Here is a 16,391-nt window from a genome sequence, read left to right on the forward strand (position 1 = left end):
ATGATTATTCGCAGAAGATTTCCTTTGTGCCCAGGGGCGACAAGCATAAGGCAAGCCGACAGGAAGGTTGTACTTTAACTTTTCTGACGGATTGACTTATGACCTCGAGCCCCTAGGCGCTGGAGCTAGACAGATAGAAAAGCGGAAGCTCTTTTGAGTTACAGTTAGACAGATAAAAAAAGTATAGACACGGCCAGAAATGGTCGTGTTTCTTTTAAAAATAACACATTGAAGGGGGAGGAAAAAATGGGAAAGTCAATAATTGATAAAATTTGGGAACAGCATATTGTCCATCAGGAAGAGGGGAACCCTGACCTATTATATATTGACCTGCATTTAGTCCATGAGGTTACATCTCCACAGGCGTTTTCTGGATTGAGAATGAAGAATCGGAAAGTAAGAAGACCGGATAAAACATTTGCAACCGTTGATCATAATATCCCAACTGATAATCGTTATGAAATCAAGGATGCTGTTGCTTTAAATCAAATGTCGACGCTAGAAAAGAACTGTACAGAGTTTGGTGTTCAACTAGCAGGCATTGATAGCCCGGATCAAGGGATTGTACACGTTATCGGACCTGAACTTGGTTTAACCCAGCCGGGAATGATGATTGTTTGCGGTGATAGTCATACATCGACACATGGAGCTTTCGGATCCATAGCGTTTGGAATTGGGACGAGCGAGGTTGAGCATGTTTTAGCGACTCAAACAATTTGGAGAGAAAAACCAAAAACATTAAAGCTTGAAATTAATGGTGAGCTTAAAAAAGGCGTGACTGCAAAGGATCTCATCCTTTACGTTATTGCGAAATATGGAATTGATTTCGGAACAGGTCATGTCATTGAATATTGTGGAGACACGATTAAGAGAATGACTATGGAAGAAAGAATGACCATTTGTAATATGTCCATTGAGGGCGGAGCGCGTGCTGGACTTATTAACCCGGACGAAACGACATTTAATTATATTCAAGGAAGAAGATATGCTCCAAAGGGTGAGGAATTCTCTCAGGCTGTGGATAAGTGGAAAGAGCTTGCTTCCGATGCGGATGCTGAATATGATTCGGTCATCGCTATTGATGCAAATGACATTGCTCCTATGGTAAGCTGGGGAACAAATCCATCGATGACTGCGAAAATAAGTGATCGAATCCCGACTATGGATAATTGCAAAACAGAGATCGAAAAGAAATCGCTTGAACGGGCACTTGCCTACATGGGATTGCAGGAAGGTCAAAAAATTGAAGATATTGAGATTCAACATGTCTTTATTGGCTCTTGTACGAATTCTAGAATAGAGGATTTACGCCAAGCTGCTAGCATTGCAAAAGGAAAGAAAGTCCATCAGAATGTTAGAGCGCTTGTCGTTCCAGGTTCACAGCAAGTGAAGAAGCAAGCAGAATCAGAAGGATTAGATGTCATCTTCAAACAAGCTGGGTTTGAATGGCGTGATTCTGGCTGCAGCATGTGCTTAAGTATGAACAATGATATCGTTCCTAGCGGAGAGCATTGTGCTTCAACCTCTAACCGGAATTTCGAGGGCAGACAAGGATCTGGGGCAAGAACGCACTTAGTCAGTCCAACCATGGCTACAGCTGCTGCAATCTATGGAAGATTCGTTGATGTTAGCTCATTGATAACAGCAGAAACAGTTTAATTATAGGAAAGAAGGAGGGAATACGAATGAGCGGTTTTAAAGTTTTAGAAGGAAAAGCGGCAGCTCTTGATCGAGCAAATGTAGATACAGATCAAATTATCCCGAAGCAATTTTTAAAAAGAATTGAAAAAACAGGGTTTGGCCAATTTTTATTTTATGATTGGAGATTTTTGAAAGATGGGGAGCCAAATCCAGAATTCGAATTAAATCGTCCCGAAAACGAAGGTGCATCCTTTTTAATTGTCAATGAGAACTTTGGTTGTGGATCTTCCCGGGAGCATGCACCATGGGCACTATTAGACTATGGCTTTAAAGCGGTCATTGCCCCTTCATTTGCTGATATTTTTCATCAAAATTGCTTGAAGAACGGAATACTTCCAATTCAGCTTAAAGAGGAAGAAGTATCTTATTTATTAGCCAAAGGAAAATCTCAGGCGTTCCAGCTGAAAATTGACTTAGAACAGGAAACAGTCTCAGATGATAGTGGCTTCTCCACATCATTCCCGATCAATGATTACTGGAAGAAGATGTTGATGAACGGCTGGGATGAAATTGAAATTACCCTTCAGCTGGATGAAAAAATTGCTGAATATGAAAAGTCCCTGCAAGGTGTTCGCTAAGCGTAAAGGATTCACAGTCAACTCTGTGAATCCTTTTGTTTTTTTATAATAATCATGCTACACTAAACTTCAAAAACGAAGCGGCGTGACATAAATGAAAAAACGGAATCGGAAAAAACTAAACGATAAAGTTGTCCTTTTTCCTGGTTTGGAAAAGAGGCTTTTGGAAAAAGGCCTTGAAAGCCTTCAGCAAAAAAGGTTCCGTGAGGCGATTGACTTTCTTGAAGAGGCAAATATTTTAGAAGAAGAAAATAATGATATACATATTGGACTGGTTCTTGCTTATTTTGAGTCCGGACAATTAACGAAAGCAAAGGAATTGGCAAATAGCATGCTCCAAAAGGGCATCGGTGATTATATTCAAATTATTGATCTCTATTTAATGATTCTCGTGCAATTGCATCAGTACGATGAAATCGTAAAAACGATTGAAATATTAATAGAAGAAAAAGAAATTCCGGAAGAAAAAATTGACCATTTTTCACGGATGCTCCACTTTAGCAAAAGAATGGCTGAAACATCTCCAAATATTCATATAGATGATCCTATTCAGGATGAAACTTCGGATATGGAAATAGATCTTTTTTCATTAAAGGATCAGCACGAGCAAATCCAAATGGCTACAATGTTAACAAATAGAAACTTAAAGCCTTTTATTAATCATATAAAGGCTTATCTAGAATCAAGTGAAGGACAGCTGTTCTTTAAAACGTTGCTTTTAAATGTTCTAATTGAACACGGGTATGAAAAAGAGGTTAACGTGGAAAAGTTCGGGGAAGCGATGATTGTTAAACCTTCAAATCTCCTAGGTGCTCAGCATAATAGTCAGATGGATAAACTGGTAAACATCGCAGCCAACCAGCTTGAACATGAAGACCCCATTCTCTTTGAACATATCAAAAGTTTGATAGAGCGCCATTTATTTATTCTATTTCCGTTTCAGCTTAAGCCCTTTAGTGAAAATGTTTGGGGAGCTGCCTATCATCAACTTGCAGCGGAGTATCAAGGACTCCGTTACACTATAAAGGATCTAGCTTTAAGATACAAAGCTACGGAGAAAGAGATCGGTCAAGCAGGGGCATTTCTAAAGAAAATAGAAGAAATTTCATCCCCAAATTATTAGCTTCAATGTTGAAAGCTAGGGTCTGTATGTTATAATATAATGGTTGTATATGTAAATGGTATTTATTATGTAAAAAAATGATAATGCTTGGGAATCGAGCTGTATCAATACCAATTCGTTACGAATGAAATGATAATAGATTGTTGGAGGGAAATAATTATATGTCTGCTAAATTTGAAAAGCTAGAAGGGAACGTTGGAGTTCTTACAATTGAAGTAGATGCAGAAAAGGTAAACGAAGGTTTAGACGCTGCATTTAAAAAAGTCGTTAAACAAATTAATGTACCTGGCTTCCGTAAAGGAAAAATGCCTCGTGGTATGTTTGAAAAGCGTTTCGGCGTTGAATCACTTTACCAAGATGCAGTAGATTTTCTTCTGCCTGAAGCATATGCAGGTGCTATCGAAGAAACTGGAATTGAGCCAGTAGATCGCCCAGAAATCGATGTAGAACAAATCGAAAAAGGCAAGAGCTTAATTTTTACAGCAAAAGTAACTTTAAAGCCTGAAGTAAAGCTTGGCGAATATAAAGGACTTGAAGTAGAAAAATTCGATACAGAAGTAACAGAAGAAGACGTAAATAACGAACTTAAATCTATGCAAGAAAGACAAGCTGAGCTTGTAGTGAAAGAAGAAGGCAAAGCTGAAACTGGCGACACAGTTGTAATGGACTTCGAAGGATTTGTTAACGGAGAAGCATTTGAAGGCGGCAAAGCTGAAAACTATTCTCTTGAGCTTGGTTCAGGTCAATTTATTCCTGGATTTGAAGAACAATTAGTTGGAACTGCAGCTGGCGAATCTAAGGATGTTGAAGTTTCATTCCCTGAAGAGTACCATGCTGCTGAATTAGCTGGCAAGCCTGCTGTATTTAAAGTAACTGTTCATGAAATCAAAACAAAAGAACTTCCTGCTCTAGATGATGAGTTCGCAAAAGATGTTGATGAAGAAGTTGAATCTTTAGATGCTCTTAAAGAAAAAGTAAAAACACGTTTAGTAGACAGCAAGAAGCATGAAGGTGAGCATTTTGTTCAAGATGCTGTAGTAGAAAAAGCTTCAAAAAATGCTGAAATCGATCTTCCATCTGTAATGGTTGATACAGAAATCGACCGCATGATGAATGAATTCGAACAACGTCTTCAAATGCAAGGTATGAACCTTGATCTTTACTTCCAATTCTCTGGTCAAGATAAAGCTGCACTAAGCGCTCAAATGAAAGAAGAAGCAGAAAATCGCGTACGTGTAAACTTAACTCTTGAAGCAATTGCAAAAGCAGAGAACATCGAAGTAACAGACGAAGAAGTAACTGCTGAGCTTAGCAAAATGGCTGAAATGTACAACATGTCCGTTGAAAGCATCGAAAAAGCTCTTGGAAGCCTAGAAGGACTTAAAACAGACCTTCAAATTAAAAAAGCAGTTGAGTTCTTAGTAGAAAACAGCAAAACAAAATAGAAAAGTGGAGCCGACTGTTCTGCCACGACAAGCATAAGGCAAGCCAGCTGGAAGGTTGTACTTTAACCTTCTAGATGGATTGACTTATGACCTCGAGTGGCAAGGAGGCAGAACTAGACAAAGAATAAACATAAGTAAATAAAATGAACAAGGCGCGATTATTCGTGCCTTGTTTTATACAATAAACATATAATTACATACATAATTAATCTTATTACTACATAATGTTTTTTAATAACCTACATATGAAGGATTTGGATAAATTCTTTCGATTTAAATTGATCAATAATGGTTAAGCTTAGTTTATTAGGAATATAATTTTAACATAAGTTAGATGTGAATCCTCTTTGCAAACAAAGATACATAATAGAACATAAGTGTTTTCATTTCCTGTCCATTGTGAAAATATGTTACAATGCAGTACATAACAAAAAATGATTGTAAAGAAAAAGTTTTAATAACGTAACAGTTTGCATAAGATTCGCAGAAATAATTGGATGTTTTTTTAAGGGGTGAAGGATTTGTTTAAATTTAGTGATGAAAAAGGACAATTAAAATGTTCTTTCTGTGGAAAAACTCAGGATCAAGTGCGAAAACTTGTTGCAGGTCCAGGTGTATATATATGTGATGAGTGTATAGAGCTCTGCACCGAAATCGTTGAAGAAGAGCTTGGAACCGAAGAGGAAGTTGAGTTTAAAGATGTCCCAAAACCAGCTGAAATCCGTGACATTCTTGATGAATACGTAATTGGACAGGATCAGGCGAAAAAATCATTATCAGTAGCCGTGTACAATCATTACAAGCGTATTAATTCCAATAGTAAAATCGATGATGTGGAGCTTTTCAAAAGCAACATTTGTATGATTGGACCAACAGGAAGCGGAAAAACCTTATTAGCTCAAACATTAGCACGTATTTTAAATGTGCCGTTTGCTATTGCTGATGCTACTTCTTTAACAGAAGCAGGCTATGTAGGGGAAGATGTTGAAAATATTTTATTAAAGCTTATTCAATCAGCAGACTATGATGTGGAGAAAGCGGAAAAAGGCATTATTTATATTGATGAAATTGATAAGGTAGCCCGTAAATCAGAAAATCCTTCCATCACTAGAGATGTTTCTGGTGAAGGGGTTCAACAAGCATTATTAAAAATTCTAGAGGGGACTGTAGCAAGCGTTCCGCCTCAAGGTGGCCGTAAACACCCTCATCAAGAATTCATTCAAATTGACACAACGAATATTTTATTTATTTGTGGAGGCGCATTTGACGGCATCGAACAAATTATTAAACGCCGCTTAGGTCAAAAGGTTATTGGCTTTGGATCGAACACAAAAGAAACCGATGTAGACCAAAAAGAACTTCTAACTAAAGTTCTTCCAGAAGATCTTCTGAAATTTGGTTTAATCCCGGAATTTATTGGCCGTCTTCCAGTGATTGCAAGTCTTGGCTTGCTAGATGAAGAAGCATTAATTGAAATTCTGACTAAACCAAAAAATGCATTAGTGAAGCAATATCAAAAGATGCTAGAGCTTGACGATGTTGAGCTTGAATTTGAAGATGCGGCACTAGTAGAAATTGCCAAGAAAGCCATTGAGCGCAAAACAGGAGCCCGCGGACTTCGTTCTATTATCGAAGGAATTATGCTGGATGTTATGTTTGATCTTCCTTCCCGTGATGATATTAAAAAATGTATCATTACAAAGGAAACAATCACAGAAAATACATCACCAAAGCTTATTCTTGAAGATGGAACGATTGTAAAAGAAGAAAAGACTTCTGCATAACAAAAAAGAAGCCCTTGAAATAGAGAAAGCCAAGCCTTTATGGTTTGGCTTTTTGCATGGATTTTTGGGATATTTTTAAGCAGCATATTTCAAAATCCCCCCAGCTTTTTACAGTAAAATCTTGTTTATTCCAACTCAGTCAGGGAGATACTAGCATATATCACCGAGAACTAGATTGCAGGAGGGAAAAGTATGAGTTGGACGGGGATCGCCTTATTTATTCAATTGTTTTTTGGAATTGTGATTGGTCTTTATTTCTGGAATTTGCTTAAAAATCAACGAACACAGAAAGTATCAATTGATAGAGAATCAAGAAAAGAAATGGACCAATTGAAAAAGATGAGATCCATCTCTTTAACTGAGCCTTTAGCAGAAAAAGTTCGCCCATCAAGCTTTGCAGACATAGTCGGTCAAGAGGATGGAATTAAATCGTTAAAAGCAGCTCTATGCAGCCCAAACCCGCAGCATGTGATCATTTACGGACCGCCAGGAGTAGGAAAAACAGCCGCAGCAAGATTAGTTTTAGAAGAAGCGAAAAAGACGGCAAAATCCCCTTTTAAACTTTCATCTGTATTTATTGAATTAGATGCCACTACGGCCCGATTTGATGAAAGAGGGATTGCAGACCCGCTGATCGGATCAGTTCACGATCCTATTTATCAAGGAGCGGGAGCCATGGGACAAGCTGGCATACCTCAGCCGAAACAAGGGGCTGTCACAAATGCACATGGTGGCGTCCTTTTTATTGATGAAATTGGAGAACTTCATCCTATCCAAATGAACAAATTACTAAAAGTGTTAGAGGATCGGAAAGTATTCTTGGAAAGTGCCTATTATAATGAGGAAAACACCCAAATCCCGAATCATATCCATGATATTTTTAAAAATGGCCTTCCAGCTGATTTTCGATTAATTGGAGCGACTACAAGAACACCTAGTGAGATTCCTCCGGCCATTCGTTCCAGATGTATGGAGGTATTTTTCCGCGAGCTGGCTGAAGAGGAAATCGCAGATGTCGGCAGAAGAGCAGCGGAGAAAGTTAATCTGTCCATTAGTGAAAATGGATTAATGATCCTTGCTTCTTACGCTCGGAACGGCCGCGAAGCAGTCAACATGATTCAAATTTCAGCAGGGCTTGCCATTACAGAAGAACGAAATTACATAAAAGATGAAGACATTGAGTGGGTTATTCAATCGAGTCAGCTGACACCAAGAATGGAAAGAAAAATAAACACCAGTTCTGAAGTGGGATTAGTTAATGGTCTAGCTGTATATGGCCCGAACTCAGGCGCACTCCTCGAAATTGAGGTTACCATTATTCCTGCAAAAGACAAAGGAAGTATTAATATTACAGGTATTGTTGAAGAGGAAAGCATTGGCGGACAAGGAAAATCCATTCGCAGAAAAAGTATGGCAAGAGGATCGGTTGAAAATGTTCTAACCGTTCTTCGTTCGATGGGTGTCCCTGCAAGCGACTATGATATCCACGTCAATTTTCCCGGCGGTGTTCCAATAGATGGCCCATCCGCAGGTATTGCTATGGCCACCGGGATTTATTCAGCGATTTATAAGTATCCTATTGACCACACTGTTGCCATGACAGGAGAAATAAGTATTCATGGGCATGTGAAACCGGTTGGCGGTGTTTATCCTAAAGTTAAAGCAGCAAAAAAGGCTGGGGCCAAAACCGTTATTATTCCAAAAGAAAATATGCAATCCATCCTAAATGAAATAACCGGAATCACCATTGTTCCTGTCAGTCATTTGAATGAAGTTTTTGAAATAGCCCTATTGAAGAACTTTCACCTGGAACAATCCATCACTGCTTCAATCGAATTGGCAAAAAAAGAAAGCATTTAGATGGTCAACTTCGGCTAATTGTTACCAGCATGAAAGCCGAAGTTTTCTTTATGTAGAGAGGACGGACATTTAGATCCAGGTTGGCGTGCGAGAAGTCCATCCAGCCCGTTTGGACGGACATTTAGACCAAAGTTGGCATGCGAAAAGTCCATCCAAGAACACTTTAAATAGTGCTACAGCTTCTCAAATTAGACACTTACACATAAATAAGTTAGAATTGTACAAAGAAAATATTAGCAATTTTAGGCTAATGAAGATATGTATTATGGAGGTGCTTCCTGGGTTATGGCGAAAAAGAAAGAAATTATCGTCCCCCTCCTGCCGCTAAGGGGTCTGCTTGTATATCCAACGATGGTCCTGCACTTAGATGTTGGCCGTGAAAAGTCGGTGCAAGCCCTTGAAAAAGCGATGGTAGATGACCATCTAATTTTCTTGACTACACAGAAAGAAATATCGATAGATGAACCCGCAGAAGACGATTTATACCAAATTGGAACATTAACACGTGTCAAGCAAATGCTTAAGCTTCCTAACGGGACAATCCGGGTTTTAGTAGAAGGGTTAAAAAGGGCGCAAATCATTGAATTTAAAGATGACCCTAACCACTACACAGTCAAAATAGAAGTATTCGATGAGGAAACGACAAAGGATACAGAAGATCAAGCTTTAATGAGAACGATGCTGGAATACTTTGAACAATACATAAAGGTATCGAAAAAAGTATCAGCAGAAACGTATTCTGCTGTTTCGGATATTGAAGAGCCTGGGCGCATGGCGGATATTATCGCATCCCATTTACCTTTAAAGCTAAAGGAAAAGCAGGACATATTAGAAACCTTTGATGTTAAAGACCGGATGAATCAAGTTATTGAAATCATTCATAATGAAAAAGAAGTATTAAATTTAGAAAAGAAAATTGGGCAGCGCGTAAAGAAATCAATGGAACGCACACAGAAGGAATATTATTTACGCGAACAAATGAAGGCTATCCAGAAAGAGCTTGGAGATAAAGAAGGAAAGACAGGAGAAATTGCTGACCTTACTGAAAAAATTGAAAAAGCCGGCATGCCAGAGCATGTCCAAACGACCGCTCTTAAAGAGCTAGATCGTTATGAAAAAATCCCTTCAAGCTCTGCGGAAAGCGGCGTTATCCGAAATTATATTGAATGGCTGATTTCATTGCCATGGAGCAAGGCAACGGAAGATGATTTAGATATTCATAAAGCAGAACGCATCTTAAATAATGACCATTACGGTCTTGAAAAAGTGAAAGAACGTGTTCTGGAATACTTAGCTGTTCAAAAGCTGACGAATTCATTAAAAGGGCCAATCCTTTGCCTTGCAGGACCCCCTGGAGTAGGTAAAACAAGCTTAGCACGTTCCATTGCTACATCCCTCAACCGAAATTTTGTCCGTATTTCACTTGGCGGTGTTCGCGATGAATCTGAAATTCGGGGACATCGAAGAACGTATGTAGGTGCTATGCCAGGCCGTATTATTCAGGGAATGAAGAAAGCTGGAACAATTAACCCAGTATTTTTACTTGATGAAATTGATAAAATGTCAAGTGACTTCCGGGGAGATCCGTCTTCAGCGATGCTTGAAGTTTTAGACCCTGAACAAAACCATAACTTTAGTGATCATTATATTGAGGAAACATATGATCTTTCAAAAGTCATGTTTATCGCAACAGCAAATAATTTAGCGACTATTCCTGGACCACTTAGAGACCGGATGGAAATTATAACAATTGCTGGTTATACAGAGCTAGAGAAAAACCATATTGCAAAAGATCACCTTTTACCGAAACAAATTAAAGAGCATGGTCTTACAAAATCCCAGCTTCAAATTCGCGAGGACGGAATTCAAAAGGTCGTTCGCTATTACACAAGAGAAGCGGGCGTACGCGGACTTGAAAGACAGTTGGCAACGATATGCCGGAAAACAGCGAAGATTATTGTCTCAGGTGAAAAGAAAAAAGTTGTAATTTCCGAAAGAAATGTGGAAGACTTCCTGGGCAAGCCAATTTTTCGCTATGGGCAAGCTGAGATTGAAGATCAAGTTGGTGTGGCGACAGGGCTTGCTTATACAACAGTTGGTGGGGATACACTGCAAATTGAAGTATCTCTTTCACCAGGCAAAGGCAAGCTTGTTCTTACAGGGAAGCTTGGAGATGTCATGAAGGAATCAGCTCAAGCAGCCTTTAGCTATGTTCGTTCCAAAGCAAGTGAGCTAGGGATTGAAGAGGACTTCCATGAAAAGTATGATATTCACATTCACGTTCCGGAGGGTGCCGTCCCTAAAGATGGCCCATCTGCAGGTATTACGATTACAACTGCTTTAGTGTCTGCCCTTTCTGGTAAGCGAATCCGTAAAGAAATTGGGATGACTGGGGAGATTACTTTGCGTGGGCGCGTCCTGCCAATTGGCGGCGTTAAAGAGAAAACACTCAGTGCTCATCGAGCGGGTCTGACGAAAATCATTCTTCCAAAGGATAATGAAAAGGATATTGATGATATTCCTGAGAGTGTCCGCGATGACCTGGAATTTGTTCTTGTTTCCCATGTAGATGAAGTGCTGAAGCATGCATTGACTGGCGGTGCAGAAGCATGAAGGTAAATTCAGCAGATATCGTCATTAGTGCGGTAAAGCCTGACCAATATCCGGGTGACGCTTTACCAGAGTTTGCTTTAGCAGGCAGGTCCAATGTTGGGAAATCTTCGTTTATTAACAAAATGTTAAATCGAAAAGCGTTAGCTAGAACTTCATCAAAGCCTGGGAAAACACAAACATTAAATTTTTTCCTGATTAATGAGATGTTACATTTTGTCGATGTACCTGGTTATGGCTACGCTAAAGTTTCTAAAAAAGAAAGAGAAGCCTGGGGCAAAATGATTGAAACGTATTTAACATCAAGAGAGCAGCTAAAAGCTGTTGTGCAAATAGTTGATTTGCGTCATCCCCCATCTCAGGATGATATCATGATGTATAATTTTCTAAAGCATTACGAAATCCCATGTGTCATTATTGCTACAAAGGCCGATAAAGTTCCGAAATCAAAATGGCAAAAGCATATAAAAATAACGAAAGAAACACTGGACCTCGATCCAAATGATCCTTTGATCCTCTTTTCGTCCGAAACTGGACAAGGGAAGGATGAAGCATGGTCTGTGCTTCTAAGCTATATATAAGCTTCAATCCCGATGCAGAAATGCACCGGGATTTTTTTTGGCTATAAGAATGAATTATATCAATCTATATTTTACTAATAGAGAAAAAGCCGGTATGAAAGTATGAATATTTTTAGACTGCTAGAAGCAATCACGAAAACATTTAGCAGAAAATATGAATCTTAGAAGAATTCTTATCATATGTTTAGGTAATTAGAAAAAATTTGAGAGAAGATGAAAGGGGAATTTCTAATAGTGAAGCATCTTGGAAAGGGATTACTTTTATTCATTTCTATTATTGTTCTTGCTGCCTGTGGGTCAAAGGAAGCATCGAATGAGGGCTTTAAGCTTGTCGAGAAAGGTAAGTTTATTTATGCATCGTCAGGTGAATTTAACCCATTTAGTGTGACGAATGCAGATGGGACGATGACCGGTTTTGACATTGAGGTAGGAGAAGCTATAGCAAAAGAACTTGGGCTGGAGCCAGTTCAGAAAAAGTTTAAGTTCGGAGGCATCGTGGAAGGGGTTAAATCAGGCCGCTTTGATGCAGCTGTTGCTAGTCATACAATCACGGAAGAACGGTTAGAAGCGGTAAATTTCTCGATTCCATACTACTATTCTGGACCGCAAATCTATGTCCGTCCTGACAGCAAGGTTGAAACAATTGATGATTTAAAAGGATTAGAAATTGCTGTCGCTAAAGGAACTACTTATGCAGATGTCGCACAGCCTGTAACAGATAATATTAAATTTTACGATAGCGATGTCGTGGCGCTTGAAGCATTAAGTAAAGGAAAGCATGATGCAGTCATCACTGATTTTATTACGGGTAAAGAGGCAATTGGCGCTGGAATGAATATTGTTGGTAAAGAATTGCTGGGAAAAAGTGAACAAGCAATAGCTGTTGCGAAAGAAAACGAGGGGCTTTTGAAAAAAATTAATGAAGCGCTTGAGAAATTACATGAGAACGGAACATTGACGGAAATCAGTAAAAAATACATCGGCGAAGATATTACGAAAGACCCTGAGAAGGAATAAGCAAATAGAGGATGACTTAGTCATCCTCTATTTATTAATAAGACTATAGTTGAGAATTAGCCTTATGCATGCATGCGAACGGGTTTTATTCGGGACGAATAACGTAGAGAGCAGGTGTGCATAAGGCGGTTTGATCGCCAACAATATTCAGTAACAAAAGCTATTAATAAAAGTAAAGGAGGAAAGCCTGTGGATTTATTTACAAAATTTATGGACACATACCCCATTTTCTTAAAAGGAATGGTCCTTACATTCCAACTCACGATTATTTCCATTTTTATCGCTATATTTATTGGCCTCTTTTTTGCCTTTTTAAAGATTTCGAAGGTGAAGGTATTAGAGTTAGTAGCAGATGCATATATTTTTCTCGTACGGGGAACACCGCTCGTTGTGCAAATCTTTATTTTCTACTTTGGTTTAACCTCTATCAATATGCCAGACTTCTGGGCTGTTGTTCTTGGACTAGCCTTTCATAACGGTGCGTATATTGCTGAAATTTTCCGAGGGGCGATCCAGTCAGTCGATCATGGTCAGATGGAGGCAGGGCGTTCTCTTGGTATGACAGTTTCCTTAGCGATGAGGAGGATAATTCTCCCACAAGCTATTCGCAGGGCGCTGCCGCCCCTTGGAAATCAATTTATCATTGCCCTAAAGGATTCCTCGCTTGCATCTTTTATCGGAATGTACGAGCTGTTTAATGTAGCGACTACTCAAGGCTCAATTAAATACGACTATATGAGCTACTTGCTCATTGTAGCGGTTTACTATTTAGTATTAGTTCTATTCTTCTCCATTATTGTCAGGATAATCGAAAAAAGAATGGCTAGCAGCGATTAAGAAAGGAGTTATCATATGAGCGGTACGGTCATGATAAAAGTTGACATGCTAAATAAATCCTTTGGGGATTTGCACGTATTAAAGGATATTAATATGACGGTTTGGCAGAGTGAAGTGGTTTGTTTAATAGGCGCGAGCGGCTCAGGGAAAAGCACACTTCTTCGATGCATCAATTATTTGGAATTAAAGGATAGTGGGCTAGTCATAATTAACGGGGAGCAAATTGAAAAGGAAACCCATGATCTTAATAAGGTTCGGGCACGAGTTGGGATGGTATTTCAGCATTTTAATTTATTCCCTCATAGGACGGTACTCGAAAACGTGATTGAAGCTCCCATTTATGTGAAAAAGATATCTAAAGAGCAAGCTTTAGCCGAAGGAAAAGCATTATTGAAAAAAGTAGGTCTCTCAGATAAGGAAAATGTGTACCCATCCAAGCTGTCTGGCGGACAAAAACAGCGGGTAGCCATAGCAAGGGCATTAGCGATGAAACCTGAAATCATGCTGTTTGATGAGCCTACATCTGCTTTAGATCCCGAGCTTGTTGGCGAGGTGCTTGCTACAATGAAGGAGCTGGCTGAAGAGGGAATGACAATGGTTGTCGTCACACACGAAATGGGCTTTGCCAGGGAGGTTGCTGATTGGGTCGTCTATATGCATGAAGGCCGTATTGTCGAAGTTGGACATCCGAAGGACTTATTCTCTAATCCAAAGGAAACCCGTACAAAACACTTCTTAGATTCGGTATTATAAACACGGAGGACAGGGAATAATAACCTTGTCCTCTTATTTCTTTTTAAAAAACAGAAAGTAAATACCCGCAAGAATAAAGATGGCTGGCCAAAACTTCCAGGCGGTTGAAACCCCGTTTTCCAATAAACCAAACCATACAATAATCCGGTCGTAAAATAGGAGCAAGGAAGCAAGAATTAAAAATAAGATTCCTTGAAATAACCCGGTTCTAGTTTTTTGGTGCTGAAGTAAAAAGCCTAAAGCAATGATTAAAATAAATGTTCCGATATGATCCGGCCATATTTCAAGACGATTCACAACATGGAAATGCAAGCCAAACCCCGTCAGGATGACACCTGGTAAGATGGCATGATAATCCTTCGCTCCGTAGCCTTGAAATAAAAATGCGATCCCAACGATGATTAAAAGGCTAGGCCATGTAAAAAAGGGCTGAAAAATCTTGATATTTGATTGTTGAAGAAAGAAGTATGCTCCAAAGCCAATTAGGATAATACCAGGGAAAACTCTCTGATTTTTCATATTTACACCCTTTCAATAAGGTTCACTTGAATCTATAGGCAATTTTTGATACTGTACATATGGGAGTATTTTGTCGAAAAAACATATAAACATGATTTGTGTACGATCAATTTCAATGAATATTTTACCATATGAGTTCAAGATCTGTTCACATTTTCGCATAAATTAACGGGAAATAAGTGCTACAATTAAGATATTATTGTGTAAATCCTTTGGGGGGTCCATTCTAAATGCATATAGTTGTTGTTGGTCTAAATTATAAAACAGCCCCTGTAGAAATTCGGGAGAGATTGACGTTTAACCCTTCTCAATTAACAGATGCTATGAAAACGTTAAAAGATAAAAAAAGCATCCTTGAGAATGTTATTCTGTCTACTTGCAACCGGACTGAAATCTATGCGGTTGTTGATCAGCTTCATACAGGCCGTTACTATATTAAGGAATTTTTATCAGAGTGGTTTAACATAGAGAAGGAAGAATTTTCTCCTTATTTGTTTTTTTATGAGCATGAAGGGGCTATTGAGCATTTATTTAATGTCTCCTGTGGACTGAATTCCATGATTCTAGGAGAGACCCAAATTTTGGGACAGGTACGTACAAGCTTTCTGATGGCCCAGGAAGATCATACGATTGGAACGGTGTTTAACCATTTATTTAAACAAGCAGTTACGGTAGCAAAACGTGCTCATTCTGAAACAGAAATTGGCGCCAATGCCGTTTCAGTTAGCTATGCAGCAGTAGAACTGGCAAAAAAGATATTTGGTTCATTAGAGAATAAGCATGTACTGATTTTGGGAGCCGGGAAAATGGGCGAGCTTGCGATCCAAAACCTCCATGCAAACGGTGCAAGTAAGGTAACCGTTATCAATCGTACTTTTGAAAAAGCGCAGGATTTAGCCGGACGATACGCTGGCAAGGCGAAAACGCTTCAAGAACTTCAGTGCTCTCTAGTTGAGGCAGACATTCTAATTAGTTCCACTGGTGCAAAAGAGTTTGTTGTCACGAAGGAAATGATGACTGGCGTTGAAAAAATGCGTAAAGGAAAGCCTTTATTCATGGTAGACATCGCTGTGCCCCGTGACTTGGACCCTGCCCTCGCTGAATTAGATACTGTCTTCTTATATGATATAGATGATCTTGAAGGAATTGTTGAAGCAAACCTGCAGGAGCGTAAGAAGGCGGCAGAAACAATTCAGCTTATGATTGAGCAGGAAATTGTTGAATTTAAACAATGGCTGAATTTGCTAGGCGTCGTTCCAGTTATCTCTGCATTAAGGGAAAAGGCATTAGCGATTCAGGCTGAAACAATGGAAAGTATTGAAAGAAAGATGCCAAATTTAAGTGAACGCGATAAAAAGGTACTAAATAAACATACAAAGAGCATCATTAACCAGCTGTTAAAAGATCCTATTTTACAGGCGAAGGAAATGGCTGGGGGCAAGGAAGCTGATAAGGCATTAGAATTATTTATGAAAATTTTTAATATCGAAGAACTTGTTTCCGAGCGGAAAATAGCACAGCAAGCCGAATCACAAAATTCTATCGCTCATATGTCACAGGCTTCCTTTCAATCGTAGGAGTAC

At 39.1% G+C, this 16,391-nt stretch carries 13 protein-coding genes; 12 read left to right on the top strand and 1 reads right to left on the bottom strand.

What is annotated here, in order from left to right:
* Positions 1-246: 246 nt before the first annotated feature.
* The 11 genes from leuC to AR328_RS07620 all read left to right on the top strand — a co-directional run bounded on the left by leuC (position 247) and on the right by AR328_RS07620 (position 14,289).
* The gene (leuC, locus tag AR328_RS07570; protein WP_066292721.1) at positions 247-1,659 is read left to right on the top strand and encodes a 3-isopropylmalate dehydratase large subunit; all 1,413 of its coding nucleotides are present in this window, start codon (positions 247-249) and stop codon (positions 1,657-1,659) included.
* A gap of 26 nt (positions 1,660-1,685) precedes the next feature.
* On the top strand, positions 1,686-2,279 hold the full coding sequence (gene leuD, locus AR328_RS07575; protein ID WP_066292725.1) for a 3-isopropylmalate dehydratase small subunit: 594 nt from the start codon (positions 1,686-1,688) through the stop codon (positions 2,277-2,279).
* A gap of 94 nt (positions 2,280-2,373) precedes the next feature.
* Positions 2,374-3,402: a tetratricopeptide repeat protein gene (locus AR328_RS07580; RefSeq protein WP_066292727.1), complete on the top strand. Its 1,029-nt coding sequence runs from the start codon at positions 2,374-2,376 to the stop codon at positions 3,400-3,402.
* 161 nt (positions 3,403-3,563) lie between these two features.
* Positions 3,564-4,847, top strand: coding sequence for a trigger factor (gene tig, locus AR328_RS07585; protein WP_066292730.1), 1,284 nt, complete (start codon positions 3,564-3,566; stop codon positions 4,845-4,847).
* Between the two features lie 521 nt (positions 4,848-5,368).
* Entirely contained in the window at positions 5,369-6,631 is a 1,263-nt protein-coding gene (clpX, locus tag AR328_RS07590) for an ATP-dependent protease ATP-binding subunit ClpX (protein WP_066292740.1), read from the top strand.
* A gap of 192 nt (positions 6,632-6,823) precedes the next feature.
* Positions 6,824-8,491 carry an ATP-dependent protease LonB gene (gene lonB / locus AR328_RS07595; protein WP_066292743.1) on the top strand — a complete coding sequence of 556 codons (1,668 nt, stop codon included), beginning with the start codon at positions 6,824-6,826 and terminating at the stop codon, positions 8,489-8,491.
* A 285-nt stretch (positions 8,492-8,776) separates the two neighbouring features.
* Positions 8,777-11,104, top strand: coding sequence for an endopeptidase La (lon, locus tag AR328_RS07600; protein WP_066292746.1), 2,328 nt, complete (start codon positions 8,777-8,779; stop codon positions 11,102-11,104).
* Positions 11,101-11,682, top strand: coding sequence for a ribosome biogenesis GTP-binding protein YihA/YsxC (gene yihA / locus AR328_RS07605; protein ID WP_066292750.1), 582 nt, complete (start codon positions 11,101-11,103; stop codon positions 11,680-11,682). Before lon ends, yihA begins: the two co-directional genes overlap by 4 nt.
* 213 nt (positions 11,683-11,895) lie before the next feature.
* On the top strand, positions 11,896-12,699 hold the full coding sequence (locus AR328_RS07610; protein WP_197414428.1) for a transporter substrate-binding domain-containing protein: 804 nt from the start codon (positions 11,896-11,898) through the stop codon (positions 12,697-12,699).
* Positions 12,700-12,909: 210 nt separating this feature from the next.
* Positions 12,910-13,536: an amino acid ABC transporter permease gene (locus tag AR328_RS07615; RefSeq protein ID WP_066294606.1), complete on the top strand. Its 627-nt coding sequence runs from the start codon at positions 12,910-12,912 to the stop codon at positions 13,534-13,536.
* A gap of 15 nt (positions 13,537-13,551) precedes the next feature.
* Positions 13,552-14,289 carry an amino acid ABC transporter ATP-binding protein gene (locus AR328_RS07620; RefSeq protein ID WP_066292754.1) on the top strand — a complete coding sequence of 246 codons (738 nt, stop codon included), beginning with the start codon at positions 13,552-13,554 and terminating at the stop codon, positions 14,287-14,289.
* 33 nt (positions 14,290-14,322) lie between these two features.
* Here the strand turns inward: AR328_RS07620 and AR328_RS07625 are convergent, their stop codons facing one another.
* Positions 14,323-14,808 carry a LiaI-LiaF-like domain-containing protein gene (locus tag AR328_RS07625; protein ID WP_066292757.1) on the bottom strand — a complete coding sequence of 162 codons (486 nt, stop codon included), beginning with the start codon at positions 14,806-14,808 and terminating at the stop codon, positions 14,323-14,325.
* 230 nt (positions 14,809-15,038) lie between these two features.
* Between AR328_RS07625 and hemA the strand changes: the two genes are divergently transcribed.
* Positions 15,039-16,385 carry a glutamyl-tRNA reductase gene (gene hemA, locus AR328_RS07630; RefSeq protein WP_066292760.1) on the top strand — a complete coding sequence of 449 codons (1,347 nt, stop codon included), beginning with the start codon at positions 15,039-15,041 and terminating at the stop codon, positions 16,383-16,385.
* The last annotated feature ends 6 nt before the right edge of the window (positions 16,386-16,391 follow it).

Source organism: Bacillus sp. FJAT-29937 (assembly GCF_001509555.1).
GTDB lineage: Bacteria > Bacillota > Bacilli > Bacillales > Cytobacillaceae > Cytobacillus.